Raw genomic sequence first — 26,480 nt, forward strand, 5'->3', positions numbered from 1 at the left:
GGAACGCCATGACCATCGCCTGCATCGGTGCGCCCCGCAGCGGGGCCGGCGGCACCGCCTCGCGTCGTGGCGTCATGCTTGGCGGCGCGGCCGCACTGCTGGCCGCCCCGCGCCTGGCGCGCGCGGCCTGGCCCGAGCGGCCGATCCGCCTGGTCATCCCCTATGGCGGGGGCGGGCAGACCGACATCGTCTCGCGCGTCACGGCCGAGGCATTGGCGCAGCGGCTCGGCCAGCCGGTGGTGGCCGACAACCGGCCCGGCGGGGCCGGCAACCTGGCGGCCGAATCCGTGGCCCGTGCGCCGGCCGATGGCTACACGATGCTGGTTGCGACCATGGGCACCAACAGCGGGTTGAACGCGCTGCTGTACCGCAACCTGGGCTATGATTCGGCGCGCGACTTCGCGCCGGTGGGCATGTTCTGCACCACGTCGAACCTGCTGATCGTGCACAATTCGGTGCCGGGGCGCGACTTCACCGAGGTGGTGGCCTGGATCCGCGCCAACCCGGGCAGGTTCAACTTCGCCTCGGCCGGCGTGGGCGCCATCACGCACCTGATCATGGAGGATGTCGGCGCGCGGCTGAACCTCGACATGGTCCACGTGCCCTATCGCCAGACCACCAACGCCATGACCGACCTGATGGCGGGGCGGGTGCAGGCGCGCTGCCTGGGGTTGCCGGAAGGCGAGGCGCTGCGCCGCAGCGAGAGCGTGCGCCCGGTCGCCGTGACCACCCCCGCCCCGCGCGCCGAATGGCCCGGCGTGCCGCCCATGAGCGCGACCATCCCGGGCTTCGAGGCCTCGACCTATTTCGGCCTGGCGGTGCCGGCGCGCACGCCGCCCGAGGTGGTGGCGCGGCTTAACGCCGCCCTGCAGGAAGCGCTGGGCGACGAGCGCGTGCGCGCCGCCTATGCCCGGGTCGGCGCCGACCCGGCCGACCCCCACCCGCCCGAGGTCTTCGCCGCCCGCGCGGTGCGCGACGGCGAACGCTGGGCGCCGCTGATCCGCCGGCTGAACCTGGTGGCGGAATAGCGGCCCGCCCCACGCTGGTGTATGGGCGCGCCAGGCGGTCGCCGCCCGGACCGGGCAACGCAACGGCGCGCCGCGCGTTGTGGTGCGAAGGCCTCGGCGGGAGAACGGGCGGATGAGCCGTCGCGGCAAGGTGATCATCGGCGTGATTCTGGCGCTGCCGCTGCTGGCGGCGGCGGGGCTGTTCTTCGCGCTGCCGCGCATCGACCTGGCGGGAATCGCGACGTCGCGGGCGACCGCCGCGCTGGGCCGCGGCCTGACCATCGAGAGCCTGCGCGTCACGCCCGGGCGCAGCATCGCGGTCGTCCTGCGCGGCGTGCGGCTGGAGAACATCGAGGGCGGCAGCGCGCCCGCCATGATGGAACTCGCCGGCGCGGAGGCGGAGCTCGACCTCGTGGCGCTGTTGCGCGGGACCATCCTGGTGCGGCGGCTGCATGCCGATGGCTTCACGCTGCTGCTGGAGCGTGCCGCCGACCGGCGCGCCAACTGGCATTTCGGGCCGCGCCCCGAGACCCCGCCGCCGCCCGGCCCGCCGGCGCGCAACCTGCCCGCCATCCTCGATTTCCGGATGACCGGCAGCGAGATCGTGTTCCGCACCACCAGCGGGGCGCGGCTGACGACGCGGCTAGAGACCGCCGGTTTCACCGCTGCCGATGCCGCCGCGCGCGTCACGCTGCGGGCGGAGGGCAGCTACAACGCGGTGCCGGTGGTGCTGGAAGGCGGGCTGGGCAGCTTCGACCAGTTGCACGACGCCGCCACGCCCTTCCCGATGAACCTGCGCGCCACCGCCCGCGACACCGCCATGCTGTTCGAGGGCACCGGCACCGATCCGCTGAATTTCGACGGGCTGGACGGCAGGCTGACCCTCGCCGCGTCCACCCCGCACGCCATCCTGGCGATGGCCGGCGCGGGCGAGACTGCCGGGCCGGACGTGCCGGTGGAACTGGCCGGCCATTTCACGCGCCAGGGCGACCTGTGGCGGCTGCGCGATGCGACCGGCACGCTGGATGGCGCGGCGGTCACGGCGCCGCTGCTGGAACTCGCCGAGGGCGGCCGCGGCCAGCCCGACCGCATCGTGGCGCGGATGGATTTCGCGCATCTGGACGTGAACCGGCTGCTGGGCCCGGATGACGGCGCGCAGGGCCGCGGCGACGCCGATATCCCGCTGGTGGTGCCGGAGCGGCCCGACCCGGTCTTCGACATCGAGGCCTCGGCGCGCGAACTGACCTATGCGCGGCTGCGCGGCACCGAGGCGCATGCGCGGCTGGAGGTCGCGCCCGGCCGCATGACGCTGCACGAGGCGCGGGTGACGGCCTTCGGCGCGCACCTGGCCGGTTCGGCGGAGTTGCTGCCGGCGCCGCGCGGTGCGCGGGTGCGCGCGGACATCACGCTGCGCGAAGGCAATATCGACTCGCTGCGCCGCGCCTTCGGGCTGCGCGCCCTGCCGGTCGCGGGGCGGATCAACGCCGACATCGCGGCGGGCGGGGAGGCAGCGACGGTCAATGCGGTGACGCGCCAGGCGCGGATCTCGGCCGTGGTGTCGCTGTCCGGCGGCACCATCGCGCGGGAGGTGATCGAGATGGCGTCGACCGATATCCGCGCGCTGTTCCGCACCTCGCGCGGGACCACGCCGGTCAGTTGCCTGCTGGCGGCGGTGGACATCACGGCGGGGGTGGGGCGCGCGGCGCCGCTGCGCATCAGGGCGGGCACCGGCACGATCAGCGGCATCGCCACCTTCGACCTGAACCGCGAGACGCTGGACCTGATCATCGGCAGCCAGTCCGACACGACGGATTTCTTCGCCCTGGATATCCCGGTGCAGGTGCGCGGGTCCTTCGACGACCCGTCGATCGCGCCGGCGGACTGGTCGCGCGCGGCGCGCGATCGGATGGCGCGCAACGAGATGGCGCCGCTGCCGGCGAACCTGCGCGCGATCGCGCAGCGCAACCCGTGCTACAGGGGCCAGGGCCCGGGGCGCTGACGATCCGATGCTGTTCAATTCCCAGGCGCTGATCCTCGGCCTGCTGCCGCTGGCGCTCGCCGGCTGGTATTTCGCGCCCACGCGCGTGCTGCGGCAGTGGTGGGTGGTGGGCGCGTCGCTGGCCTTCTACGCCTTCTGGGATGTGCGCTTCGTGCCGGTGCTGGTGGGCCTGACGCTGATCAACTGGCTGATCGCGCGGCGCCATGCCGCGCACCCGCGCGGCTGGTGGGCCGATGCCGGCATCGTGCTGAACCTGGGCGTGCTGGGGTGGGTGAAATACGCCAACTTCATCGCCGACAACGTGGCCTGGGCGCTGGGCGGGCGCCACGAGAGCTGGAGCATCATCCTGCCGCTGGGCGTGTCCTTCTACGTGTTCCAGAAGGTGTCCTACCTGGTGGATTTGAAGCGCGGGCAGGCGGGCACCTACAGCCTGTCGGACTTCTTCCTGTTCGTGTGCTTCTTCCCGCAATTGGTCGCGGGGCCGCTGGTGCGCCACAACGAGGTGATCGGGCAATTCGCGCTCGACCCGCGCCGGCCGGAGATGGCGGAGAACCTGTCGCGCGGCTTCGTGCTGTTCACCATCGGGCTGGTGAAGAAGGTGGCGATCGCGGACACGCTCGCACCGGTGGCGGATGCCGCCTTCGCGCGCGTCGCGGCGGGGCAGGCGATGGTGGCGTCGGATGCGTGGCTCGGCACGCTGGCCTATACGCTGCAGATCTATTTCGACTTCTCGGGCTATTCCGACATGGCGCTGGGCCTCGCGCTGATGTTCGGGCTGCGGCTGCCGGTGAATTTCGATGCGCCGTATCGCGCCGCATCCATCCGCGAGTTCTGGCGGCGCTGGCACATGACGCTGTCGCGCTTCCTGCGGGACTACCTGTATATCCCGCTCGGCGGAAACCGGGGCGGGGCGGCGCGCCAGGCGGTCAACGTGATCATCACCATGCTGCTGTCAGGGCTGTGGCACGGCGCGGCCTGGACCTTCGTGGTCTGGGGCGGGATGCACGGGGCGGCGCTGGCGGTGAATGCGGCATGGACCCGCACCGGGTTGCGGCTGCCCTGGGTGGCGGGCTGGCTGCTGACGCTGATGTTCGTGATGGCCGGCTGGGTGCTGTTCCGCGCGCCGGATTTCCCCTCCGCCGCGCGCATGTTCGAGGCCCTGGCCGGCCTGCCGCTGGCGCGCGGGGCGGTGGTGATGGACACCACGCAGACAGTGGCGCTGGTCGCGGGGTGCCTGGCGGCCGTGCTGGGGCCGACCTCCCAGGCTTTCGCGCTGGAACGCCTGCGCGCGGTGCCCGCGCTTGGCGCCGCGGCGGGCGTGGTGCTGTTCCTGATGCTGCTGCTGATCGGCGGTCGGATCCCGAATGAGTTCATCTACTTCCAGTTCTGATGACCAGGCGCGCTGGGCGCGCTTCGCCAGGCGCATGCTGGGCACTGCCGGTGCGCTGCTGGTGGCGACCTATGCCTTCATCGCGCTGGTCGATCCCTGGGGGATGCTGCCGCTGTCCCTGCCGCTGCCGCGCGAGACGGTCACCACCAACCAGCGTTTCTCCTATCCGATGCTGGCGCGCGACCCGCGCTTCGATTCGGTGGTCATCGGCACCTCGGCGACGCGGCTGCTGCGCCCGCCGGTGCTGGACGCGGCGCTGGGCGGGCGCTTCGCCAACCTGTCGATGAACAGCGGCACGGCGTGGGAGCAAACCCAGTTGCTGGCGCTGTTCACCCGCGCCCACCCCGCGCCGCGCAATGTGCTGGTCGGCTTCGACATGGTGTGGTGCGAGGCCGGGCCGCTGCGCCGCCTGACGCCGCGCCCCTTTCCGGACTGGATGTATGGGGCGAACCTCTGGCGCGGCTATGCCGAGATCCTGAACCCCTTCGCCGCCGAGGAAGCCGGCAAGCAGGCGCTGGCGATGCTCGGCCTGGGCCGTGCGCGCTACGGGCGCGATGGCTGGGCGGATTTCCTGCCGGATGAGTCGCGCTACGACCCGCCGCGCGCGGCCGCCGGGCTGGTGCCGCCGGCCTGGACGCCCGCGCCGGCCATGCCGCCGGATTTCGATTTCCCGCAGCACGCGCTGCTGGCCGAACGGCTGGCCGCGCTGCCGCCCGCCACGCGCGTGCTGCTGTTCTTCGTGCCGTATCATATCTCATTGCAACCGCCGGATGGCACGCTGGATGCGCTGCGCTGGGCGGCGTGTCGCGCCTCCATCGCCGCGGTCGCGCGCGGGCGGCCCGGCACCATCCTGGCGGACTTCATGATGCCGAGCGCGATCACGCGCGAGGACACGAACTACTGGGACCCGCAGCACTACCGCATCGGCATCGCCGACCGCCTGGTGCGCGACCTGGCGCAGGCCGCGGCGGGGCGTGCCACGCCGGAGCTGCGCGTCATCATCCCGCCGGCCCGTTGATCCCGCGCCGCGCCCGGCCCACCCTGCGCCGCCCTTTCCTGGAGCGATTCCCATGGCCGATACCCTTGTCTTCCCCGGCACCGTCGAATGGTCGGGCGAGAACCCGGGCATTTCGCTGAAGGAGGACCCGGCCGGGCCCTTCACCACGCTGGCGTCCTTCTTCCGTGTCGTGCTGTCCCCGCATGGTCGCGGGCATGCGCTGGTGCTGCTGCAGGACCCGCAATCGGCCGAGGGGCAGAACATCTGCCTGACCGACAACGAGCCGATGGCCCGCTGGCTGGTCGCCGACTACGTCAGCCATTTCGGCGCCTGGCGGAACCTGCCGGGCCTGGCGGGCCTGCGCTATGCGAAGCTCGACAGCGTGCGCACCAGCGGGGACGCCATCAGCACCTATTCCGAGACGGTGCGCGGGGCCGACCTGACCGTGGCGCTGACCTGGTCGGGGCTGGGCAAGCCCTTCTGCTTCGCGCTGCCGCCGGGCAATTCCGCGACCGGCAAGCACCACATGCCGTCGCTGTTCGTGGGCTGCGCGACCGCGACCGTCACGGTGAACGGCAAGGTGCGGCCGGGCGCGCCGATCCCGCGCGAGATCGCGGGGCAGTCGATCTCGACCGCCATGCTGGCGTTTTCCGAGACCTGGATCCGCGTCTGACCGCTTGGCAGCGGCGCACCGGGCTGCGCAGAAAGGGGTCATGAGCGAATCGACCCTTCCGCGCGCGGCGCGCCTGCTTGGCCTTGCGGGGCTGATCCCGACGCTTGGCCTGCTGGCCATCATGGCGGCGCTGCCGGAGTGGCGCGACCTCGCGGCGGCGGCGACGCTCGGCTATGGCGCGATCATCGCGAGCTTCGTGGGCGGCGCCTGGTGGGGCCTCGCAGCGCGCGCCGACACGGCGGCGCCGCGCTTGATGGTGCTGTCGGTGCTGCCCTCGCTGACGGCCTGGCCGGCCGTGCTGATGCCGCCGTCGAGCGGCTTGCTGCTGCTGGCGGTGGTCTTCGCGGCGCTGCTGCCGACCGACCGGCGCCTGGTGGCGGAGCGCGTCGCGCCGGGCTGGTGGATGGCGCTGCGCCGGCCGTTGTCCTGGGGCATGGCGGCGTTGCACCTGGCGGGCGGGGTGTTCCTGTCGCTGACGGGGCCGGGGCATGCGCTGATGCCGTGACCCTGGCATCGCTGCCAGCCCGGCGCACCCTGGGGTCGGCGTCGTGGTGCGGCAGGGACGGCCCGGGACGTCCTGGACACCGGCGCTTCGCTACCACCACCGGAAGGGCGGCGGCACCGGCTTGATGGCGGCCATGATGGCCTCGCGGTCGATCAGGTAGCCGATCGGCAGGATCAGGCCGTCGACTTCTGCGCCGCGGGCGCCGCAGAACCGCGCGAAGCTGCGGTGCAGGAAGCGCCGGGTCGGGCCGCCTGCATGCGGCGGCGGTGGGCCTGCGGCAGCACCCTCGGTCAGGTCGAAGGCCGGGACGATGATGCCGAGAGGGCCGGCCTTGCCGGACACCACCTTTGCCGGCCCATGCCGGTCCCGGACCCAGCGGCGACCGAAGGCATCCGTCGTGGTGCCTGTCGCCGGGTCGATCTCGAAGGGCTGCTCGGCCATGGTCGCGCCGGCGGCGAGCACGGCGACGACGAGAAAAGCGCCGAGCCCAGCGGCCGTGAAGCCGCCCGTGAATGCGAATTGACCGAGGCCGCTGAAGGCGAAGAGGAGTAGCTGCCAAGGCCCGCTGATCAGCGCGATTGAAGCAGGCATCAAGGCGAAGATGCCGCCCAGGACCGTCAACAGGATCTGCCGCGCGACCAGCCGGTCGAAGTTGGCCTTCGGCCTGATCGGCGGCACCGCGCCCCGCTCGGGCTCCGGCATTCCGTGTCGATCGGCATTCTCGCGGGTGGTGGAGCTGAGCGGGATCGAACCGCTGACCTCGTCATTGCGAACGACGCGCTCTCCCAACTGAGCTACAGCCCCGACCCGCGAGAGGCGGGCTGAGTGCCCCAGCCCACGGGCGAAGTCAACCCGCCTTCGCGCGCGTCGCCGCCTTGCCCGGCAAGGGGCCGGTCACTAGGTTGCGCGCAAGGTCACGGCGACCGGTGCAGAGAGGGTCACGGAGGACCGATGCAAGCATTGTTCTGGCTGCTGGACACGGCGATCAGCCTGTATGTCTGGGCGCTGATCATCTCGGCGATCCTGTCGCTGCTGCTGGCCTTCAACGTGCTGGACAGCCGCAACCGATTCGTCTGGACGGTGGCGGATTTCTTCTACCGCGTGACCGAGCCCGTGCTGCGGCCGATCCGCCGGCGGTTGCCCAACCTGGGTGGGGTCGATCTGTCGCCGCTGGTGCTGATCATCGTGCTGCAGGCGCTGCGGATCCTGCTCGCGACATCGATTGCGCCGGCGCTCGGCGTCTATCGCTTCTGATGGCGTTCTGGCGGGCCGAGGCCGCTGCCGTGACGGTGCGCGTGAAGGTGCAGCCCAAGGCGCGCCGGCCGGGCCTGGGCGGGGTGAAGCCGGCCGCCGACGGGCCACGCCTGGCCGTCGCGGTGGCCGATGCGCCGGAGGATGGGCGCGCCAACCGCGCCGCCTGCGCCACCCTTGCCGCGGCGCTGGGTGTCGCGGCCTCCGCGGTCGAGGTCGCGCAGGGTGCCACCAGCCGCGAGAAGCTGCTGCGCGTGGCCGGCGAACCCGCTTTGCTCGGCCCGCGCCTGGAGGCCCTGGCATGAGCGCGCGCATCCTCGATGGCAAGGCGATCGCCGCAAGCCTGCGTGCGCGCCTGGCCGAACGCGTCGCCGCGCTCGGCTATCGCCCCGGCCTGCGCGTGGTGCGGGTGGGCGATGACCCGGCCTCGGGTGTGTATGTCCGCAACAAGGACCGCGCGGCGCAGGAGGCCGGCTTCGACAGCGCCACCCTCCACCTGCCGGCCGATGCCACGCAGGCCGCGCTGCTCGCGACCATCGCGCGGCTGAACGCCGACCCGGCGGTGGATGGCATCCTGGTGCAGTTGCCGCTGCCGCCGCAGATCAGCACCGAGGCGGCGATCGCCGCGGTCGATCCGGTGAAGGACGTGGACGGCTTCCATCCGCTGAATGCCGGCCGGCTCGCCGCTGGCCAGCCCGGGCTGGTGCCCTGCACGCCGCGCGGGGTGATGCATATCCTGGCGGAAGCGGGCGTGGCGCTGCGCGGCGCGCGGGCGGTGGTGCTGGGGCGGTCGCAGATCGTCGGCCGCCCGATGGCACAGCTGCTGCTGGGCGCGGACTGCACCGTGACCATCGCGCATAGCCGCACGCGCGACATCGCCGCCGAATGCCGCCGCGCCGACGTTCTGGTCGCTGCCGTCGGGCGGGCCGGGATGGTGCGCGGCGACTGGATCGCGCCCGGCGCCGTGGTGGTCGATGTCGGCATCAACCGTCTGCCCGATGGCCGGCTGGTCGGCGACGTCGCCTTCGACGAGGCCGCCGCTGTCGCCGGCGCCATCACGCCGGTGCCCGGCGGCGTCGGGCCCATGACCATCGCCTGCCTGCTCGAGAACACGCTGGAGGCGGCGCTCGCGCGCCGTGCGACGTGATGGTGATCTTCTACCGCGTGCTGCAGGGAATCGGCGTGGCCGGCGTGATCGCCTGCCTGGTGCTGGTGTTGCAGGCCACGCCGCTGCTGGGCGCATCCTGGAACCGGGCGCGGCTGCTCTATGGGCTGGCGGGCGCGCTGCCGGCGCTGGCGCTGATCGCGATCGGCGAGATCGGCTGCACCGTGCGCCGGCTGCGCGCCGTGCTGGCGCGGGTCGAGAAGCGGCTCGGCAATTAGGGCCGGACCCGATCGGATGATCCGATCCGATCGGGCGCGGGCCTACGCTCCGCCGTCATCGCCCTGCATCACGGCCGCCACGGCGCGGTCGGCCGCATCCGGGCTCGCCGCCAGGCCGCCCACCACGCCCGCGCGGTCCTGTGCGCTGCGGTTCTGGCTGAGCTTGCGCTTGCCGATCAGGGTCTCGATGCGCAGCAGGATGCCGACGATGCCCTTGAGCTGGCCCGCCACGAAGGGTTCCGGCGCATCGGTCACCGCCCAGGGGGCGGCGCGCGGTTCCTCGTGCCGCGCGGTCAGGCGCGAGACCAGCGCGTGCAGCCTTTCGGGGTCCTCGACCACCTCGACCGTGCCGATCGCGTGGACGGCGACGTAGTTCCAGGTCGGCACCACCTTCCCGTGCTCGGCCTTGCTGGCATAGAGCGAGGGCGAGACATAGGCCTCCGGCCCGGCGAAGATGGCGCGCGCGCGGCCGGCCGCCGCCAGGTTGCGCCATTGCGGATTGGCCTTGGCGACATGGCCCTGCAGCGTGCCGTGCGGGCCCTGCGCCGCGTCGAGCACCAGCGGCAGGTGCGTCGCGTCCGGAACGCCGCCATCGGGCGCCGCGCTGACCAGCAGCGCCAGGCGCGCTGCGCGCATGACGCCGTGCAGGATCTCGGGATTGTCCTCGCGGAATGCCGGCGGGTTGTACATGGCGCGATGCTCCTTGCCGGTGCAGGCTACCGCGCCGCCGGCCCCGCGGGGAACCGGCCGGCGCCGCACGGGAGGCATGCCATGTCCGACGACCTGATCCGCCTGACCGCCACCGAGGCGGTCGCGAAGCTGCGCGCGCGCGAGATCACGCCGCTCGACCTGATCGACGCCGCCGCGACGCGCATCGCCCAGGTGGAGCCCGCGGTGAACGCGCTGCCCACGCTGTGCCTCGACCGCGCGCGCGACCATGCGAAGGCGCTGCTGCGCGGCGAGCAGCGGGAGGCGGAGGGCGAGCCCGGCTGGCTCGCCGGGCTGCCGGTCGCGATCAAGGACCTGTCGGACGTGGCGGGCGTGCGCACCACCTATGGCAGCCCGATCTTCGCCGACCACGTGCCGGCCACGTCATCGCCCATCGTGCAGCGGATCGAGCGCCGCGGCGGCATCGTCATCGCGAAGTCCAACACGCCGGAATTCGGCGCCGGCGGGTCGACCTTCAACGAGGTGTTCGGCCGCACGCGCAACCCGTGGAACACCTCGCTGACCTGCGGCGGTTCCACCGGCGGCGGCGCGGTGGCGTTGGCGACCGGGGAGGTCTGGCTGGCGCATGGGTCGGATCATGGCGGGTCGCTGCGGCGGCCGGCCTCCTATTGCTCGGTGGTCGGGATGCGGCCTTCGCCCGGGCGCGTGACGCGCGGGACGGAGGAGGATTTGTGGTCCACCCTGTCGGTGCAGGGACCGATGGCGCGCAACATCCCGGACCTGGCGCTGTTCCTCGACACCATGGCGGGGTGGGACCTGCATGACCCGCTGACCTATGACGCGCCGGCGCGGTCCTACGTGGATGCCGTCGCGGCGGCCGAGGCCGAGCGACCGGTCCGCATCGCCTTCAGCGCCGATTTCGGCGGTGCCATGGCGATGGACCGCGAGACGGCCGCGATCTGCGCCGCCGAGGTGCGGCGCTTCGAGACGCTGGGGATCGCCGTCGAGGAGGTGCACCCCGAGCTCGGCGCGCTGATGGACGCCTTCCTGGTGCTGCGCAGCCAGCATTTCGTGGTCGACCGCGAGGCGCTGCTGGCAAGCCACCGCGACAAGGTGAAGCCCGACATCATCTGGCAGACCGAGCGCGGCCTGGCCGAGACACCCTCCCGCCTGGCCTGGGCGGAGCATGAGCGCACGCGCTTCTTCCGGTCGCTGCGCGACATCTTCGCACGCTGCGACGTGCTGGTGACGCCGTGTTCCTCCTCGCCGGCCTTCGATGTGAACCTGCGCGCGCCGGAGAAGATCGCGGGGAAGGTGCTGGAGAACTACATGGGGGGTTCGCTGATCAACGCGTTTGCCACGCTGGCGGGCTGCCCCGCGGTGGCGGTGCCCTGCGGCTTCGACCAGCACGGCCGGCCGGTGGGCCTGCAGGTGGTGGCGCCGCCGCGCCAGGATGCGCGGGCGCTGCAGGTCGCTGCCCTGTTCGAACGCCTATCGGGTCTCGATCGCATACTGCCGATCGACCCCCGCCCCGGCGCCGTTCCGCCCTACGAATAGCGCCAGGTTCCAGAAAAAGGAGGGGGATCGGGGGAGTTCCCTCCCCCGACCTTAGCCTTACTGCGGCTGGATGCCCGCCGAGCGCGCCGCTGCCACCCACTTCTCCATCTCGGCCTGCACGAAGGCGCGCATCTGGTCGGGCGTGTTCGACACGATTTCCGCGCCCAGCGTCTTGTGCCGGTCGACCACGGTCTGGTTGGTCAGTGCCGCGCGGATGTCGGTGTTGAGCTTCGTCAGCACGGCCGGCGGCAGGTTGGCGGGCGCGATGATCATGCCCCAGGTGGCGGCCTCGAAGCCCGGCAGCAGGGCCTCGGCCATGGTCGGCACGTCGGGCAATTGCGGGCTGCGGCGGGCGCCGGTGGTGGCCAACGCCTTCAGCGCGCCGGACTGGATGTGCGGCAGCGCGGCCGGGACGGTGTCGAACATGATGTTGACGCGGTTCGCCATCAGGTCCGGGTGCGCCTGGGTGCTGCCGCGATAGGGCACGTATTCCAGCTGGATGCCGGTGCGCTGCGCGAACAGCACCGGGGCCAGGCGCACCACGCCGCCGGTGCCGGCGAAGGTCACGCCCGGGTTGCGCTTGGCATAATTCACCAGCTCCGCCGGCGTGTTCGGCGCGAAGGCGCGCGGCGCGCAGAGCACCAGCGGCGTCGCGGTGGTCTGCGTGACGAAGGTGAAGTCGCGCATGGTGTCGAAGGGCAGGCGATAGAAGGCGGCGTTGACCGGATGGCCGACCGACACCAGCCCGAGCGTGTAGCCATCGGCCGGCGCGCGCGCGACCGCCTCGGTGCCGATCACGCCATCGGCGCCGGCGCGGTTTTCCACCGGGACAGGCTGCCCCCAGGTGGCGGAGAGGGGTTCGGACAGCAGCCGCGCGGTGATGTCGGAGACGCCGCCCGGCGTATAGGGCACGACGATGCGCACCGCGCGGGACGGGAAGGCGGGCTGCGCGGCCGCGCCACGCGCGACGAGCAGGGTGGGGGCGGCGAGCATGGCGGCGCCGAGGCCGCGGCGGGTGATGGTCATGGCAGTTCCTTCCCTTGGGGGGCCGTCGGCCCCGGGATGCATCCTGGCGATGAAGCGGGCGCGGCGAAAGGGCATGGCCGGGTCCGGCCCGGATGGCCGCCGGGCGGGCTGCCGCGCGGGACGACCGGTCGCCGCGGCCGTCCATTCCGCCGGCCGCCGAAGTGCCGTAAAGCCGCGCCGATGAGGATCCTGGCCATCGAGGGTGCGCTCGGGCGCTGTTCCGCCGCCATGCTGGCGGATGGCGCCCTGGTGGCGGCCGCGCACGCCGAGGCGCCGCGCGGCCAGCCATCCATGTTGCCGCCGATGGCGCGCGACGTGCTGGAGCGGGCCGGCGGCGCGCCGGACATCGTGGTGGTGGGCATCGGCCCCGGCGGCTTCACCGGGCTGCGCGCCGCCATCGCGCTCGCCGAGGGCATCGCGCACGGCGCCGGCCGCCCACTGTTCGGCATCACCACCGGCGAGGCGCTGCTGGCCGCGCTGCCCGACGGGCTGCGCGCCGGTCGCGCCGTCTGGACCGCCATCGACAACAAGCGCGGCCGGGTGGTGCTGGAGGTCTTCGCCCCGCACCACACGATCCCCGCCCCGCCGCTGGTCGCCACGCTGGAGGCGCTGCCGGCGCCCGATGGCGGCGTGCTGGTGCTGGGCGATGCGGCCGCTGCCGTCGTGGCGGCGCTGCACGCGCGCGGGGAGGCGGCCGAGGCCCGCCCCGGCCTGCCGGATGCCGCCGATGTGGCGCGCCTGGCGGCGCAGCGGCTGCAGGCCGGCCTGGCGCTGCGCGCCGCCACGCCGCTGTATGTCGAACCGCCGGCAGTGACGGCCGCGCGCCCGGTGCCGGCCTGACCGCGCCCGCCATCGCCCCGGTCGGCGCGGAAGCCGCGGGGCTGCTGGCGGCGCTGCACGCCGCGGCGTTTCCGCCCGCCGATCGCTGGACGGCGCAGGCGATCGGCATGCTGGTGGCGCTGCCCGGGCATTTCGCGCTGCTGGCGACGCTGGCGGGCGACCCGGCGGGTTTCGCCATGGGCCGCGTGGCAGCGGGGGAGGCCGAGGTGCTGACCCTGGCGGTGCACCCCGCGGCGCGGCGCTGCGGCCTGGGGGTGGCGCTGATGCGGGGCTTGATGGCCGAATCGGCCGGCCGCGGCGCGGCGGAACTGTTCCTCGAGGTCTCCGCCGCCAATGACGCGGCGCGCGCGCTTTACGCCGGGCTTGGGGCGATCGTGGCCGGGTTGCGGCGGCGATATTATCCCGATGGGTCGGATGCGCTGGTGCTGCGCCTGGCGCTCAGCCCTTGCGGCGCAACACCAGGCGCATGACGCCACCCGGCAACTCGGCCTGCGAGACCACCAGGTGGCCCTGTTCGGCGGCGGTGCGCGGCACGTTGCGGCGCGGCTCCTCGCCGGCGAGCAGAACCGCGAGCAAAGCCCCCGGCGGCAGTCGATCCAGCGCCAGGCGCACCCGCACGAAGGTCATCGGGCAAGTCTCAGCGGTGATGTCGAGGGTGGAAGCCTCGGGCACTTCTTCGCTTGCTGGTGGAACGGGCATTAATGTCAAGAAATTTATCCCCTTGAGCGTTGCCGTTGTGCGATTCAGACCGTAGAAGTCAGCCGATTCTAGAACACAAGGAGGCCCCCTCGTGGCCGAAGCAAATCCCAGCAGTGAACTTCTCGGCCTGACGGCGCAGATCGTCTCGGCACATGTGTCGCACAACCCGGTGCCGGCGCAGGAACTGCCGAACCTGATCCAGGAAGTGTTCCGCACGCTGTCGGGCGTGGGCAGCGCGCCGGCGCCCGAGCCCGAGCGCCCGCAGCCCGCGGTGCCGATCAAGAAGTCCATCACCCCGGGCTACCTCATCTGCCTCGAGGACGGGAAGAAGCTGAAGATGCTGAAGCGGCATCTCAAGACCTCGTACAACCTGTCGCCCGAACAGTATCGCGAACGCTGGGGCCTGCCCAACGACTACCCGATGGTGGCGCCGGACTATGCGAAGCACCGGTCGTCGCTGGCGAAGAAGATCGGCCTGGGCACCACGCCGCGGTCGCGCGGCAAGGCCAAGGGCAGCTGATCGCCCGTTCGCGGATGCGCCGTTCGGCGCGCCCCGAAGCGATGCCGCGGCCTGCACCCGGGCGCCCCTTCCAGCATGCTGGCGTGGGTGGCCGGGCCAAGTACGAGACCATCAGGCGATCGCCCAGGCCAGGCTCCGCGGCCACCGACCTGCCACCCGTGCCGCTTCGACGCGGCGCATCTTGCAGCGCGCAAGCCGGCGGCAGGCGGCGGACACCGGGCGCCCCGCGCGCCATCCGGCGGCCGGCGCCGTCCCGCCGCGACGGCAGGATTGGCCCGGCGGCGCGGGGCGGATTATGGTCCCGGCCCGCGCCACCCCTGGCGCACCCCACTGCCGGATACTGACCACGTGATCGAGACCCGGACCCGCCCGACCCTGGCTGCGACCGAGGCACCCTCGCGAATCGAACGGCTGTGCATCGAGCGCGGCCTCAAGATGACCGGGCAGCGACGGCTCATCGCGCGCGTCCTCTCCGACGCCGAGGACCACCCGGATGTCGAGGACGTGTACCGCCGGGCGCTGGCGCTCGACAGCAAGGTATCGATCGCGACGGTGTATCGCACCGTGCGGCTGCTCGAGGAGAACGGCATCCTCGAGAAGCGCGACTTCGGCGGCGGGCGTGCGCGCTACGACCTGGCCGATCGCGGCCACCACCACCACCTGATCGACGTGGACAGCGGCCGCGTCATCGAATTCGCCGACGCCGAGTTCGACGCGCTGGCCAAGCGCCTGGCGGCGCGGCTCGGCTTCGACCTGGTCGGCCAGCGGCTCGAGCTGTTCGGCCGCAAGCCCATCCCGGAGACCTCCCGCCCCGCGCCGCGCCGGCGCACGCCCGGAACAGCTTCGTGACCGACAACGACCCCGGCTTCGGGGAACTGCGATCGGGCAACCTCGGCGTGCGCCTCGCGGTGGATGCCGACGAGATCGATGCCGTGCAGGCGCTGCGCTACCGCGTGTTCTACAACGAGATGGGCGCGCAGGCCGATGCGACGACCGCCGCGACGCAGCGCGATCGCGACGATTTCGACGCGGTCGCCGACCACCTGCTGGTGGTCGACCACGACCGCGGCGAGGGCGCGCAATCGGTCGTTGGCACCTATCGCCTGATCCGCCGGCCGGCGGCGGCCAGGCTCGGGCGCTGGTACTCCGCTGCCGAATACGACATCTCCCGCATCCTGGCCGCCGAGGGCGAGCTGGTGGAATGCGGCCGGTCCTGCGTGGACGCGGCGTACCGCACGCGGGGCACGCTGCAACTGCTGTGGGGCGGCATCGCGGCTTATGTGTTCAAGCACCGCATCGCCATCCTGTTCGGCTGCGCGTCGCTGCCGGGCACCGACCTCGATGCATTGTCGGACCAGCTCACCTACCTGGCGGCCAACCACATGGCGCCGGAGGCGATCCGCCCGCGCGCGCTGCCCGACCGCTACGTGGAGATGATGCGCCGCGACCCGGCCGGCATCGACGTGAAGCGCACGCTGGTGGATCTGCCGCCGCTGGTGAAGGGCTACCTGCGCCTGGGCGGCTTCGTGGGCGACGGCGCGGTGCTGGATCATCAGTTCAACACCACCGATGTCGCGGTGCTGGTGAAGACCGACCAGATCACCGACAAGTACTACCGGCACTACGAACGCAAGGTCGGCGGGCGCGACTGACCGCCATGCTGACGCTGTGGGGCCGACGCAGTTCGTTCAACGTGCAGAAGGTCATGTGGCTGCTGCACGAGATCGGCCTGCCGCATCGTCACATCGAGGCCGGCGGTGCGCATGGCGGGCTGGATACGCCCGCCTTCGGCGCGATGAACCCGCATCGCAAGGTCCCGGTCATCGACGATGACGGCCATGTGGTGTGGGAATCCCACGCCATCCTGCGCTACATCGCCGCGCGCCACGGCGGCGCGCGCTTCTGGCACGACGATGCGCGCATCCGCTCGCAGGCCGACCGCTGGATCGACTGGGTGGCCACGGGGCTGCAGCCGGACCTGCTGAACGGCGTGTTCTGGGGTTTCTACCGGACGCCCGCGCCGGCACGCGACATGGTGGCGGTGTCGGCCGCCATCGCGCGCACCGATGCGCGGCTGGCGGTGCTGGACGGCGTGTTGGCGGGGCGCGCCTTCCTGGGCGGCGATGCGCCGGGGCTGGCGGACATCGCGGCCGGCACCGGGCTGTACCGCTGGTTCACGCTCGACATCCCGCGTGCGCCGGCGCCGCATGTCGAGGCCTGGTACGCGCGCCTGCAGCAGCGCCCCGCCTATCGTGACGGCGTGATGATCCCGTATGCGGAGCTGTTCGGGCGGCTCGACTTCTGATCAGCGCACCAGGCGCAGCACGCGCCCGTCGATCGCCGCCAGCCCCGCCCCGATCAGCGCCATGCCCACCAGGTGCCGCGCCAGCAGCGCCTCGCCCAGCAGCAGCACGCCCAGCAGGATCGCGCTGACCGGCACCAGGAAGGTCACCAGCAGCAGGTTCACCGTGCCGGCCAGCGCCAGGATGCGGAAATAGATCACGTAGGCCAGGGCGGTGGACAGCGCCGCCAGTCCCAGTACCGAAGCCACCGCGGTACCCGATGGCATCGCGAGCCCCCAGGGCCGGTCCACCAGCAGTGCCAGCGGCAGGATCATCAGCGCCGAGGCGCTCACCTGGCCGACCGCCGCCTGCATCGGCGCCACGCCCAGCGCGCGGAAGCGCCGCCCCCAGACCCCGGCGAAGGCGTAGGACAGCGTGGCCGCCAGCATCGCCGCCGTCGCCGCCGCGGCCGCCAGCGCGCCGCCCAGGATGTCGGGGCCCATCATCGCCGCGACGCCCGCGAAGCCCAGCAGCACGCCGGCCAGCCGCGCGGGCGTGGCCTTCTCCTCGGCGGTGAGCGCATGCGCCACCAGCACGCCCCAGAGCGGCGTGGTGGCATTGAGGATGGCGGCGAGCCCCGAGGACAGGCTCTGCTGCGACCACACGATCAGCGAGAACGGGATGGCGTTGTTGAGCAGCCCCATCACCGCGATTGCGCGCCAGGCGCGCAGCCCCCGCGGCGGCGGTACCGACACCAGCGGCAGCGCCGCCCACAGCATCGCCGCGGCCAGGCCCACGCGCAGCGCGACCAGCGTCAGCGGCGGCAGCTCCGCCACCGCGACACCCACGAAGAAGAACGACCCGCCCCACAGGACGGACAGCGCGACCAGCAGCGACCAGGCGAGGGCGGACATGCCGGCTTCTCGCATGCCGGCGCGGCCCGCGCCCCCCGGATGTTGCGCCGCTTCAGTCGATGCGCGCGCCGCTCGCCCGCACGATCTCGGCGTGCCGGCGGATCTCGACTGCCAGGACCTCCGCCGCGCGCGCCCGCGACCCGCCCAGCAGCACCAGCCCGGCGCCTTCGAGCCGCCGCTTGCCCTCGACGTCGGCGATCACCTCGTTCACCAGCGCGTTCAGCCGGTCGATCACCGGCCCCGGCGTACCCTTGGGCGCCATCACCATGAACCAGGTGCCGAAGGTCAGGCCCGCCATGCCGAGCTCCGCCATGGTCGGCACGTCGGGCAGCTGCGGGGAGCGCGCATCGTCCAGGATCGCGAGCGGCACCACCTCGCCGGCGCGGATCTGCGGCAGCGCGCCGGTCACCAGGTTGAACATCGCCTGGATGCGGTTCGACAGCAGGTCCGTCACCGCCGGCGCCGGCCCGGAATACGGCACGTGCTGCATGTCGGTCTGCGTCATCTGGCGGTACAACTCGCCCGCCAGGTGCATGGACGACCCGTTGCCGGTCGAGCCGAAATTGATCTTCCCCGGATTGGCGCGCGCATAGGCGGTGAATTCCGCCAGCGTGCGCGGCCCCAGCGCGCGGTTCACCACCAGGATATTGGGCACGTTGCCCACCAGCACCACCGGGTCGAAGTCACGCACCGGGTCGAAGGGCAGGTCGCGATACAGGGCGGGGTTGGTCGCCAGCGTGCCGGCCCAGCCCCACAGGAAGGTATAGCCATCGGGCGCGCTGCGCGCGGCATAGGCGGCGCCGACATTGCCGTTGGCGCCGGCGCGGTTCTCCACCACCACGCGCTGCGGCAGGCGCTTGTCCAGCTCCTGCGTCAGGATGCGCGCGACGGTATCCGCGGTGCCGGCGCCGCCCAGCGTCGGCACGACCAGGCGCAGCGGCTTGTCGGGCCAGCCGGCGGGCGCCTGCGCGCGGGCAGCGAGCGGCGCGGCGGCGAGAGGAGCGGCGAGCACGGCGCGACGATTGACCATCTGGCGGGATCCTGCTGGCGGGTGCGTCAGCGTAGAGCATTTCCTGGCGCAGCGGCATCGCCCGGCGAGGCGGAAAATGCGACGGGACGGCGGTGCCGCGCCGGTCCGCGAGGGGTGCCCTGCCGGGGGCCGGACGCGGCGGCGCTGGCGGTCCGCCATGGCTGCCGCGCGCGGCATCCGGCGGCCGCGTGCCGCGCCCCCGCTTGCGCCATGCCCCCCGCTTGCGCCATGCCCCCCGCTTGCGCCATGCCATGCGCCGCCGCAGGGTCCGCGGGGGCTGGCAAGGGGGATGACCATGCGTCTGGCGATACTCGGGGCCGGGGCGATCGGCCCGGGCTGCGCCGTGCTCGCCGCGAGCCTGGGGCACCAGGCGGTGCTGTGGTCACCCTCGGGCGCCGGCACCGCCGGGATCGACGGCGTGCTGCAGGCCGAGGGGCAGGTCGAAGGGACCTTCCCCGTCAGTGTCGCGACCACGCTGGCGGAGGCCTTCGCCGGCGCCGACGTCGCGCTGCTGACGGTGCCCGCCTATGCGCTGCCGGCGCTGCTGCCGCCGATCGCCGCCGCCATCCCGAAAGCACTGCCGCTGCTGATCGCGCCGGCGGCGTCGCTGGCGCCGCTGGCCTTCGCGCGGCTGCGCGGGCCGGGCGCGCCGGTCGGCGCCATGGCGACCACGCCGGTCACCGGCCGGCGCACCGGGCCCGACCGCGTGCGCATCGCCGCCATCCGTGCCTGGGTGGAGATGGGCGCGCTGCCCGGCGCTGCCGCGCCCGACCTGGCCGCGCTGGCCGAATCGCTGTTCGGCAATCGCTGGCCGGTGGTGCCGGATGCGCTGGCGGCCGCCTTCATCAACACCAACCCGATCGCCCACGCCGCGCTGGCGCTGGCGAATGTCACCCGCATCGAGCAGCGCGAAACCTGGGGCCAGTACGGGTTGATGACGCCGGCCGTGTGCCGGCTGATGGAAACGCTCTGTGCCGAGCGCGACGCGCTGGCCGCACGCTTCGGCCACCATCCGCCGAGCCTGGTCGAGGCCCTGCATCGCACCAACGGCGTGCCGCGCGGCCCGCTGCACGAGATGACGCAGGCGATCGAGCAGGGCCGCGGCGTCATCGCCGGGCCGACCGACATGCAGACCCGCTACGTGACCGAGGACGTGCCCTATGGCCTCGCTTTCTACCTGGCGCTGGCGGAGGCGATCGGCCAGCCCATGCCGGTCACCGCGGCCGCGGTCACGGTGATCGAGACGCTGTGGGGCCGCGGCCTGCGGGACAATCCGCTGCTCGCCGGGCTCGACCTCGCGGACCTGCCGGGCACGCTCAATCGAGGTTGATCGCCAGCGGCGCCACCACGCGGGCCCAGCGCGCCAGGTCCTCGCGCATCATGGCGGCGAAGGCGGCAGGGTTGCTCGGCGCCGGCGTGACACCGAGCCCGTCCAGCCGGTCGCGCAGCGCCGCATCCGCCAGCGCGCGGGCGAAGGCCTCGCGCCAGAAGGCGATGGCGGCCGGCGGCGTCCCGGCGCGCACCGACAGCCCGGTCCAGATGCTGGCGGTGAAGCCGGGCACCGCCTGCTCCGCCAGGGTCGGCACCGCGGGCAGGCTGGGAAAGCGGCGTTCGCCGGTGGTCGCCATCACCCGCAGCGCGCCGCCCTGGAAGCCGAGCACCGAGGGCACCGAGACGAACATCAGCGCGATGCGCCCCGCCAGCAGGTCGTTGAAGGCGGCCGCGGCGCCGCGATAGGGCACGTGCTCGACATTCAGCCGCTCGCGCGCCTTGAGGTCCTCCATGATGAGGTGCGTGTTGGTGCCGGTGCCGGTCGAGGCATAGGGCAGGGTCGTGGGCGCGGCGCGCGCCAGCGCCATCAGCGCGCCGGCATCGGCGGCGGCGATGCCCGGCCCGGCGAGCAGCGCGACCGGGCTGTCGAGCAGTTGCATCACCGGCGCGAGGTCGGCCTCGGGGTCGTAGGGCATGCGCCGCCCGATCGCCTTGGGAATGGTGGTCTGCCCGGCGGTGGCCAGCAGCAGCGTCAGCCCGTCCGCCGGGCTGCGGGCCACGGCCTCCCCGCCCAGGATGCCGCCGGCGCCGGCGCGATTCTCGATCACCAGCTGGTGGCCGCTGGCGGCCTGGATCGCCTGGGCGAACAGCCGGCCCAGCACGTCCTGCGAACCGCCCGGGGCGAAGGGCACGACCAGGCGCGCCGGGCGGTCCGGCGCCCAGGCGCCCTGCGCCAGCGCGGGGGCCGGCAGGGCCAGGGCGGCGAGCAAGGCGCGGCGGGTCGGGGACATGGCGGGGCTCTCCTCGGGCCCTGCAGTCTTGGCCTGGCGCGGGGCGCGCGCAATCCGTGCGTGGCGAGCGCGGGCGCCAGCCTTCACGCCGTTGACGCCAGGGCTTCATTGCCCCGCCATGATGGGCGCGCTACCTGGGCGCTGATGGAAGCCGTCGCCCGTTCGCCCGAGGAAGCGTTGAAGCCGCGCCGGCTGCTGCGCCGCAACCCGCTGCGCTTCAGCCCCTGGATGCGGGGCGATGCCTGGGGCGACGTGATGGAACCGCGGCCGATCGGCGGCCGGTTCCGCGCGGTCCGGCGCATGGCCAGCGCGGCAATCTGGACGCTGCTGTGCATCCCGATCCAGGCGGTGCTGCTGCGGGTTTCGCAGGGCGGCGCGAAGCGTTTCGGGCGGACCTACCACGCGGTGCTGTGCCGGCTGATCGGCATCAAGGTGCAGGTGGTGGGCACGCCGAGCGCCTCGCCCGCGGTGCTGTACGTGTCCAACCATTCCTCCTGGCTCGACATCCTGGTGCTGGGCGGGGTGCTTGAGGCAGCCTTCGTGTCGAAGGCCGAGGTCGGCACCTGGCCGGTGGTGGGCACCGTGGCGCGGCTCGGCCGCACGGTCTTCGTCAGCCGCACGCGCTCGGGCACCGGCAAGGAGGCCGGGGACATCCAGCAGCGCCTGGCGGCGGGGGACAGCATCATCCTGTTCCCCGAAGGCACGTCCAACGATGGCACGCGGGTGCTGCCCTTCCGGTCGTCCTTCCTGTCGGTGGCGCAGGATGCGAAGCAGGTGCAGCCGGTCTCGCTGGTCTATGACCGGCTGGGCGGGCTGCCGGCCTGCCGCCGCGACCGGCCCTTCTTCGCCTGGTATGGCGACATGGACATCGCGACGCATTTCTGGCGCATCGCCCGGCGGTCCGGCGCGCGCGCCACGGTGCTGCTGCACGAACCCGCCGACCCGGCGGGCTTCGCCGACCGCAAGGCGCTGACGGCGGCGGCCAGCGAGGTGGTGGCCGAGGGCGCGGCGCTGCTGCGGCAGAACCGGCCGGTGGCGCCGCTCAGGTTGCGCGGTTCGGCCGGCTGATGCGGCGCCGCGCGGGGGCAGGATCCGTGCCTCCCGGTCGAGACGACGCTTGACCCGACGCGACGCCGCCCGCCACGCTCGGTGGCATGGTGTTCCGCTTCGGGCCAAAGGTCGCTTGACCCGCACCGCCCCGGTGCGCATGTCCCCCGCCGATCCTCGCCGCACCCCGCGCGGCGGGGCCGCGGAGCCTGACCCTGAATGACCGACAGCACCCCCCCACGGAAGCGCCTGCTGATCCGCACCTGGGGCTGCCAGATGAATGTGTATGACAGCGCCCGCATGGCGGATGTGCTCGCACCGCTCGGCTACGCGCCGACCGAGCAGGTGGAGGAGGCCGACATGGTCATCCTCAACACCTGCCACATCCGCGAGAAGGCGACGGAGAAGGTGTTCTCCGACCTGGGTCGCCTGCGGGACGTGAAGCGCGAAAAAGGCGGCGACATGGTCATCGCGGTCGCCGGCTGCGTCGCCCAGGCCGAGGGCGCCGAGATCACCGCCCGCGCGCCCTGGGTGGATATCGTGCTCGGCCCGCAATCGTACCATCGCTTGCCGGAGATGGTGGCCCGCGCCTCCCGCGCCGCGGGTGCCGTGATCGAGACCGACTTCCCCGCCGAGGACAAGTTCGACCACCTGCCCGAGACCGCCGCACCGCAGGGTGTCACCGCCTTCCTCACGGTGCAGGAAGGCTGCGACAAGTTCTGCTCCTTCTGCGTGGTGCCCTATACGCGGGGATCGGAGTATTCGCGCCCCGCCGCGGCGATCGTGGCGGAGGCCGAGCGGCTGGTCGCGCTCGGCGCGCGGGAGATCACGCTGCTCGGCCAGAACGTGAATGCCTGGCATGGCGAAGGGCCGGATGGGCGGGCCTGGACGCTCGGGCGGCTGGCGCGGCGGCTGGCGGAGATCCCGCGCCTGGCGCGCATCCGCTACACCACCTCCCACCCGCGCGACATGGACGACGACCTGGTCGCCGCGCATCGGGATACGTCCGCGCTGATGCCCTTCCTGCACCTGCCGGTGCAGTCGGGGTCCGACAGCATCCTGAAGATGATGAACCGTGGGCACACGGCGGATGACTACCGGCGGCTGGTGGACCGGCTGCGCGCGGCGCGCCCGGACCTGGCGCTGTCCACCGACATCATCGCCGGCCATCCGGGCGAATCGGACGCCGACCATGCCGAGACCCTGGCGCTGATCCGCGACATCGGCTTCGCGCAGTCCTTCTCCTTCAAGTATTCCGCGCGGCCGGGCACGCCGGCCGCCACCATGGCCGGGCCGGTGGACGAAGCGTTGAAGGATGCGCGCCTCGCCGAAATCCAGGCGCTGCTGCGCGACCAGCAGGCCGCCTTCAACCGGTCCCGCGCCGGCATGGTCGCGCAGGTGCTGGTGACCGGCCCCGGCCGGCACCCCGGGCAGATGGCCGGGCGAACGCCCTGGCTGAACCCGGTGCATTTCGACGGCCCCGACAGCCTGACGGGCCAGGTGGTGCCGGTGCGGATCACCGCCGGGCATCCCAATTCACTCTCGGGCGTTCTGCCCATGCCGGACGATGCGACAACCAGGGAGAGACCAGCCGCTTGACCGCCACCCCCAGCCTCGCCCTCCGCGCCACCCCATCCCGCAGCCCGGCCGAGCAGAGATCGGTCACGCTGCAATTCGACGACAACGTCCTGCTGGCGGCCCTGCATGGGGAGCACGACCGCCACCTCGCCCGCATCGAACAGGTGCTGGGCGTGCGGCTCGCCTCGCGGGGGAACCGCATCGCCATCTCGGGCGGGGCAGGGCGGACGGAACTGGCGGAGGCGGCGCTGCTGGCGCTGTGGAAACGGCTCGAACAGGGCCAGCATGTCGGCACCGCGGAGGTCGAGGCCGCGCTGCGCCTGGCCGAGGGCGGCGCCGAGCAGGGCGAGCCCCGCCTGCCGCTGGCCGACCTGCCGGCGATTCGCACGCGCAAGGGCGCGATCGCGCCGCGATCGCCGGCCCAGGCCGCCTATATCGACATGCTGGCGCGGCGCGAGATGGTGTTCGGCGTGGGCCCCGCCGGCACCGGCAAGACCTACCTGGCGGTGGCGCAGGGCGTGGCGCTGCTGCAATCGGGGCGGGTCGACCGCATCGTGCTGTCGCGCCCCGCGGTCGAGGCCGGCGAGCGCCTGGGCTTCCTGCCCGGCGACATGAAGGAGAAGGTCGACCCCTACCTGCGCCCCCTGTACGACGCGCTGCACGACATGCTGCCCGGCGAACAGGTGGCCCGGCGCATCGCGGCGGGAGAGATCGAGATCGCGCCGCTGGCCTTCATGCGCGGCCGCACCCTGGCCCATGCCTACTGCATCCTGGACGAGGCCCAGAACACCACGCCGGCACAAATAAAGATGTTCCTGACCCGGATGGGGGAGGGGTCGCGGATGGTCGTCACCGGCGACCCGACCCAGGTGGACCTGCCTTCCGGCCAGCCCTCGGGCCTGTCGGAGGCGCTGCGGATCCTCGAGGGGGTCGAGGGAATCGGAGTCGCGAGATTCGCGGAACGGGATGTGGTAAGGCATCCGCTGGTTGCCCGGATCGTCGCCGCCTATGGGCTGGCCGACGACCAGACTCGGGCAAAGAAGGAGAGGTATGGAACCGGGAAGTAGCCGTCCCGGCGCGCGCCATGGTGGCGCGGCCGGGCTTCGGAGCGGATTACTGGAGATGGCGGACATCTCCGTGGTCCTGGCGGCGCCAGGCTGGCGCGCCGCCGTGAAGCGGCCGGAGGCGCTGGTGCGCCGGGCCGCCCATGCCGCGCTGCGCGAAGCGGGGGCCCATGGCGCCGTGACCGTGCTGCTGACGGACGACCTCGCAGTCAAGCGCCTCAACGGCACCCATCGGGCCAAATCCAAGCCGACCAACGTGCTGTCCTTCCCGGCCGGCGCGCCCGGGCAACTGGGCGATGTCGCGCTGGCCCTGGGCGTGGTGCGACGCGAGGCGCGCGAGGCCGGGCGCAGCGCCTCCGCCCACCTGGCCCACCTGGTCGCCCATGGCGCGCTGCACCTGGCCGGGCACGACCACATCGAGGCCGGCGAGGCGCGGCGCATGGAGCGCGCCGAGGCCCGCGTGATGCGCCGGCTTGGCCTGCCCAACCCCTGGCGAGGCGTGTCGTGATGCGCGCCGAACCCTCCTCCCTGTGCGGATCGCGCCACGCGCGATCCGGGAGCGCACGGCGCGACCGCGCCCAGACCTCCAGACGCTGCCCGCGCGCCAGTGCGGGGCGCGAAAGCCAAGCCCGCGGATGCGGGCGCCCGGCGTCTGAGGGCATGACATCGTGAGCGACGTCGGCTCAAAGCCGGGGCTGTTCTGGAAACTGCAGGGCATGCTCCGCCGCAAGGAGGCGGAATCCGTCCGCGACCGCGTCGGCGAACTGATCGAACGCCGCGACGACAAGGGCGACGTGGATGGCGAGGCACCCGACGCCTCCGACCTCGACACCCAGGAACGCGCGCTGCTGTCCAACGTGCTGCGGCTGCGGGGAACCACCGCCTACGACGTCATGGTGCCGCGCGCCGACATCATGGCGATGCCGGAGGATTATACGCTGGACCAGGCGATCGCGCTGATCCAGCGCGACGGGCACAGCCGCTACCCGGTCTATCGCGAAAGCCTCGATGACATCGCGGGCATGGTCCATATCAAGGATGTGTTCGCCGCGGTCGGGACATCCGGGCCGTTCAGCCTGAAATCCATCGAGCGCAAGCCGCTGTTCGTGGTGCCGTCCATCCCGGTGCTCGACCTGCTGCTGCAGATGCGCCAGGCGCGCACCCACATGGCGCTGGTGGTGGACGAATACGGCGGCATCGACGGCCTGGTCACCATCGAGGACCTGGTCGAGACGATCGTCGGCGACATCTCCGACGAACACGACGAAGACGCCACGCCACAGATGATGGAACGGCCGGACGGCACCATCGAACTCGACGCCCGGATGCCGGTCGAGAGCTTCGAGGCCCGGCTCGGCCAGATCCTGACCGACGAAGAACGCGCCGCCGACATCGACACCGTCGGCGGGCTGGTCTTCACCCTGGCAGGGCGCGTGCCCGCGAAGGGCGAACTCGTCTCCCACCCGTCAGGGCTGGAATTCCGCATCCTCGACGCCGACCCGCGCCGCATCCGCCGCGTGCGCGTGCGACGACCCGGGACACAACCCGCACGCGCGGCGGCCGAGTAGGCGCCAAGGGTGGGGATGGGTTGGCGTAGGGCGACCGGGGGGCCAGCCCCCCGGACCCCCCGCTGGGAGGCGACCGCCTCCCAGACCCGGGGTCAAAGGGCTGGTGGGCAGGAGGGGCATGGTGCGCCCTTCCAACAGGTCCCACCCCTGAGCCCCTCCCCCCCACCAGCCCTTCACTCTCCGCGGGTCCGGGGGCACG

The 26,480-nt window shown here is 72.8% G+C and carries 30 protein-coding genes and 1 tRNA gene; 23 read left to right on the top strand and 8 right to left on the bottom strand.

What is annotated here, in order from left to right; all coding sequences use genetic code 11:
- Positions 1 to 8: 8 nt before the first annotated feature.
- From LQ222_RS11715 to LQ222_RS11740, 6 genes are all read left to right on the top strand, one after another.
- Complete coding sequence (locus tag LQ222_RS11715; protein WP_230166585.1) at positions 9 to 1,028, top strand: tripartite tricarboxylate transporter substrate binding protein; 1,020 nt, start codon at positions 9 to 11, stop codon at positions 1,026 to 1,028.
- Positions 1,029 to 1,140: 112 nt separating this feature from the next.
- Entirely contained in the window at positions 1,141 to 3,006 is a 1,866-nt protein-coding gene (locus LQ222_RS11720; protein ID WP_230166587.1) for an AsmA family protein, read from the top strand.
- Between the two features lie 7 nt (positions 3,007 to 3,013).
- Positions 3,014 to 4,396 carry an MBOAT family protein gene (locus LQ222_RS11725; protein ID WP_230166589.1) on the top strand — a complete coding sequence of 461 codons (1,383 nt, stop codon included), beginning with the start codon at positions 3,014 to 3,016 and terminating at the stop codon, positions 4,394 to 4,396.
- 34 nt (positions 4,397 to 4,430) lie between these two features.
- Positions 4,431 to 5,414 (top strand): hypothetical protein, encoded by a 984-nt coding sequence (locus tag LQ222_RS11730; protein WP_230166591.1) that lies wholly within the window; start codon positions 4,431 to 4,433, stop codon positions 5,412 to 5,414.
- 52 nt (positions 5,415 to 5,466) lie between these two features.
- A complete protein-coding gene (locus tag LQ222_RS11735) occupies positions 5,467 to 6,066 on the top strand; it encodes a hypothetical protein (RefSeq protein ID WP_230166592.1) in 600 nt (199 codons plus the stop codon).
- 40 nt (positions 6,067 to 6,106) lie between these two features.
- The gene (locus tag LQ222_RS11740) at positions 6,107 to 6,571 is read left to right on the top strand and encodes a DUF3429 domain-containing protein (protein WP_230166593.1); all 465 of its coding nucleotides are present in this window, start codon (positions 6,107 to 6,109) and stop codon (positions 6,569 to 6,571) included.
- Positions 6,572 to 6,661: 90 nt separating this feature from the next.
- On the opposite strand, the gene LQ222_RS11745 is transcribed toward LQ222_RS11740, so the two are convergent.
- Both LQ222_RS11745 and LQ222_RS11750 read right to left on the bottom strand, forming a co-directional pair.
- Positions 6,662 to 7,273, bottom strand: a complete 612-nt coding sequence (locus LQ222_RS11745) for a hypothetical protein (protein ID WP_230166594.1) — start codon at positions 7,271 to 7,273, stop codon at positions 6,662 to 6,664.
- Between the two features lie 26 nt (positions 7,274 to 7,299).
- Positions 7,300 to 7,375, bottom strand: a tRNA-Ala gene (locus LQ222_RS11750).
- 147 nt (positions 7,376 to 7,522) lie between these two features.
- Between LQ222_RS11750 and LQ222_RS11755 the strand changes: the two genes are divergently transcribed.
- From LQ222_RS11755 to LQ222_RS11770, 4 genes are read left to right on the top strand one after another with little or no spacing between them, the layout of a single operon-like run.
- Positions 7,523 to 7,825, top strand: a complete 303-nt coding sequence (locus LQ222_RS11755; RefSeq protein WP_230166595.1) for a YggT family protein — start codon at positions 7,523 to 7,525, stop codon at positions 7,823 to 7,825.
- Positions 7,825 to 8,127: a DUF167 family protein gene (locus LQ222_RS11760; protein ID WP_230166596.1), complete on the top strand. Its 303-nt coding sequence runs from the start codon at positions 7,825 to 7,827 to the stop codon at positions 8,125 to 8,127. The genes LQ222_RS11755 and LQ222_RS11760 overlap by 1 nt, the downstream gene beginning before the upstream one ends.
- Complete coding sequence (folD, locus tag LQ222_RS11765) at positions 8,124 to 8,969, top strand: bifunctional methylenetetrahydrofolate dehydrogenase/methenyltetrahydrofolate cyclohydrolase FolD (protein WP_230166597.1); 846 nt, start codon at positions 8,124 to 8,126, stop codon at positions 8,967 to 8,969. Before LQ222_RS11760 ends, folD begins: the two co-directional genes overlap by 4 nt.
- Positions 8,969 to 9,205, top strand: coding sequence for a hypothetical protein (locus tag LQ222_RS11770; protein ID WP_230166598.1), 237 nt, complete (start codon positions 8,969 to 8,971; stop codon positions 9,203 to 9,205). Before folD ends, LQ222_RS11770 begins: the two co-directional genes overlap by 1 nt.
- A gap of 42 nt (positions 9,206 to 9,247) precedes the next feature.
- Here the strand turns inward: LQ222_RS11770 and LQ222_RS11775 are convergent, their stop codons facing one another.
- Positions 9,248 to 9,895, bottom strand: a complete 648-nt coding sequence (locus LQ222_RS11775; RefSeq protein ID WP_230166599.1) for an FMN-binding negative transcriptional regulator — start codon at positions 9,893 to 9,895, stop codon at positions 9,248 to 9,250.
- Positions 9,896 to 9,976: 81 nt separating this feature from the next.
- On the opposite strand from LQ222_RS11775, the gene LQ222_RS11780 reads away from it, so the two are divergent.
- Complete coding sequence (locus tag LQ222_RS11780) at positions 9,977 to 11,431, top strand: amidase (protein ID WP_230166600.1); 1,455 nt, start codon at positions 9,977 to 9,979, stop codon at positions 11,429 to 11,431.
- A gap of 57 nt (positions 11,432 to 11,488) precedes the next feature.
- Here LQ222_RS11780 and LQ222_RS11785 read toward each other — a convergent pair whose 3' ends face one another.
- Positions 11,489 to 12,457: a tripartite tricarboxylate transporter substrate binding protein gene (locus LQ222_RS11785; protein WP_230166601.1), complete on the bottom strand. Its 969-nt coding sequence runs from the start codon at positions 12,455 to 12,457 to the stop codon at positions 11,489 to 11,491.
- Positions 12,458 to 12,637: 180 nt separating this feature from the next.
- Between LQ222_RS11785 and tsaB the strand changes: the two genes are divergently transcribed.
- Positions 12,638 to 13,297 (top strand): tRNA (adenosine(37)-N6)-threonylcarbamoyltransferase complex dimerization subunit type 1 TsaB, encoded by a 660-nt coding sequence (gene tsaB, locus LQ222_RS11790; RefSeq protein ID WP_230166602.1) that lies wholly within the window; start codon positions 12,638 to 12,640, stop codon positions 13,295 to 13,297.
- A 107-nt stretch (positions 13,298 to 13,404) separates the two neighbouring features.
- Positions 13,405 to 13,767, top strand: a complete 363-nt coding sequence (locus tag LQ222_RS11795) for a GNAT family N-acetyltransferase (RefSeq protein ID WP_230166603.1) — start codon at positions 13,405 to 13,407, stop codon at positions 13,765 to 13,767.
- Here LQ222_RS11795 and LQ222_RS11800 read toward each other — a convergent pair.
- Positions 13,736 to 13,996 (bottom strand): sulfurtransferase TusA family protein, encoded by a 261-nt coding sequence (locus LQ222_RS11800; protein ID WP_230166628.1) that lies wholly within the window; start codon positions 13,994 to 13,996, stop codon positions 13,736 to 13,738. The two genes, LQ222_RS11795 and LQ222_RS11800, sit on opposite strands and share 32 nt — an antisense overlap.
- Positions 13,997 to 14,087: 91 nt before the next feature.
- Here LQ222_RS11800 and LQ222_RS11805 point away from each other — a divergent pair, with 91 nt between their 5' ends.
- The 4 genes from LQ222_RS11805 (at position 14,088) to LQ222_RS11820 (ending at position 16,821) form a co-directional block, all read left to right on the top strand.
- A complete protein-coding gene (locus LQ222_RS11805) occupies positions 14,088 to 14,516 on the top strand; it encodes a MucR family transcriptional regulator (protein ID WP_230166604.1) in 429 nt (142 codons plus the stop codon).
- 435 nt (positions 14,517 to 14,951) lie between these two features.
- Positions 14,952 to 15,365, top strand: a complete 414-nt coding sequence (locus LQ222_RS11810; protein ID WP_230166630.1) for a transcriptional repressor — start codon at positions 14,952 to 14,954, stop codon at positions 15,363 to 15,365.
- On the top strand, positions 15,362 to 16,168 hold the full coding sequence (locus LQ222_RS11815; protein ID WP_230166606.1) for a GNAT family N-acetyltransferase: 807 nt from the start codon (positions 15,362 to 15,364) through the stop codon (positions 16,166 to 16,168). The genes LQ222_RS11810 and LQ222_RS11815 overlap by 4 nt, the downstream gene beginning before the upstream one ends.
- A gap of 5 nt (positions 16,169 to 16,173) precedes the next feature.
- Positions 16,174 to 16,821: a glutathione S-transferase family protein gene (locus LQ222_RS11820; RefSeq protein ID WP_230166607.1), complete on the top strand. Its 648-nt coding sequence runs from the start codon at positions 16,174 to 16,176 to the stop codon at positions 16,819 to 16,821.
- On the opposite strand, the gene LQ222_RS11825 is transcribed toward LQ222_RS11820, so the two are convergent.
- Together LQ222_RS11825 and LQ222_RS11830 are read right to left on the bottom strand one after the other, a co-directional pair.
- Complete coding sequence (locus LQ222_RS11825; protein WP_230166608.1) at positions 16,822 to 17,712, bottom strand: DMT family transporter; 891 nt, start codon at positions 17,710 to 17,712, stop codon at positions 16,822 to 16,824.
- Positions 17,713 to 17,764: 52 nt separating this feature from the next.
- A complete protein-coding gene (locus LQ222_RS11830; RefSeq protein ID WP_230166609.1) occupies positions 17,765 to 18,742 on the bottom strand; it encodes a tripartite tricarboxylate transporter substrate binding protein in 978 nt (325 codons plus the stop codon).
- 289 nt (positions 18,743 to 19,031) lie between these two features.
- Here LQ222_RS11830 and LQ222_RS11835 point away from each other — a divergent pair, with 289 nt between their 5' ends.
- The gene (locus LQ222_RS11835; RefSeq protein WP_230166610.1) at positions 19,032 to 20,072 is read left to right on the top strand and encodes an NAD/NADP octopine/nopaline dehydrogenase family protein; all 1,041 of its coding nucleotides are present in this window, start codon (positions 19,032 to 19,034) and stop codon (positions 20,070 to 20,072) included.
- Here LQ222_RS11835 and LQ222_RS11840 read toward each other — a convergent pair.
- The gene (locus LQ222_RS11840; RefSeq protein WP_230166611.1) at positions 20,059 to 21,024 is read right to left on the bottom strand and encodes a tripartite tricarboxylate transporter substrate binding protein; all 966 of its coding nucleotides are present in this window, start codon (positions 21,022 to 21,024) and stop codon (positions 20,059 to 20,061) included. The genes LQ222_RS11835 and LQ222_RS11840 overlap by 14 nt on opposite strands.
- Before the next feature lie 144 nt (positions 21,025 to 21,168).
- Between LQ222_RS11840 and LQ222_RS11845 the strand changes: the two genes are divergently transcribed.
- The 5 genes from LQ222_RS11845 to LQ222_RS11865 all read left to right on the top strand — a co-directional run bounded on the left by LQ222_RS11845 (position 21,169) and on the right by LQ222_RS11865 (position 26,281).
- Entirely contained in the window at positions 21,169 to 22,092 is a 924-nt protein-coding gene (locus tag LQ222_RS11845; RefSeq protein WP_230166612.1) for a 1-acyl-sn-glycerol-3-phosphate acyltransferase, read from the top strand.
- Between the two features lie 198 nt (positions 22,093 to 22,290).
- Positions 22,291 to 23,670 (top strand): tRNA (N6-isopentenyl adenosine(37)-C2)-methylthiotransferase MiaB, encoded by a 1,380-nt coding sequence (gene miaB, locus LQ222_RS11850; RefSeq protein ID WP_230166613.1) that lies wholly within the window; start codon positions 22,291 to 22,293, stop codon positions 23,668 to 23,670.
- Positions 23,667 to 24,716: a PhoH family protein gene (locus tag LQ222_RS11855; RefSeq protein ID WP_374202161.1), complete on the top strand. Its 1,050-nt coding sequence runs from the start codon at positions 23,667 to 23,669 to the stop codon at positions 24,714 to 24,716. The genes miaB and LQ222_RS11855 overlap by 4 nt, the downstream gene beginning before the upstream one ends.
- A 55-nt stretch (positions 24,717 to 24,771) precedes the next feature.
- Positions 24,772 to 25,221 carry an rRNA maturation RNase YbeY gene (ybeY, locus tag LQ222_RS11860; RefSeq protein ID WP_230166615.1) on the top strand — a complete coding sequence of 150 codons (450 nt, stop codon included), beginning with the start codon at positions 24,772 to 24,774 and terminating at the stop codon, positions 25,219 to 25,221.
- Between the two features lie 208 nt (positions 25,222 to 25,429).
- The gene (locus LQ222_RS11865; protein WP_230166617.1) at positions 25,430 to 26,281 is read left to right on the top strand and encodes a hemolysin family protein; all 852 of its coding nucleotides are present in this window, start codon (positions 25,430 to 25,432) and stop codon (positions 26,279 to 26,281) included.
- Positions 26,282 to 26,480 lie beyond the last annotated feature (199 nt).

Origin of the sequence: Roseomonas sp. CECT 9278, from assembly GCF_918698155.1 — a bacterium.
Taxonomy (GTDB): Bacteria; Pseudomonadota; Alphaproteobacteria; order Acetobacterales; family Acetobacteraceae; genus Neoroseomonas.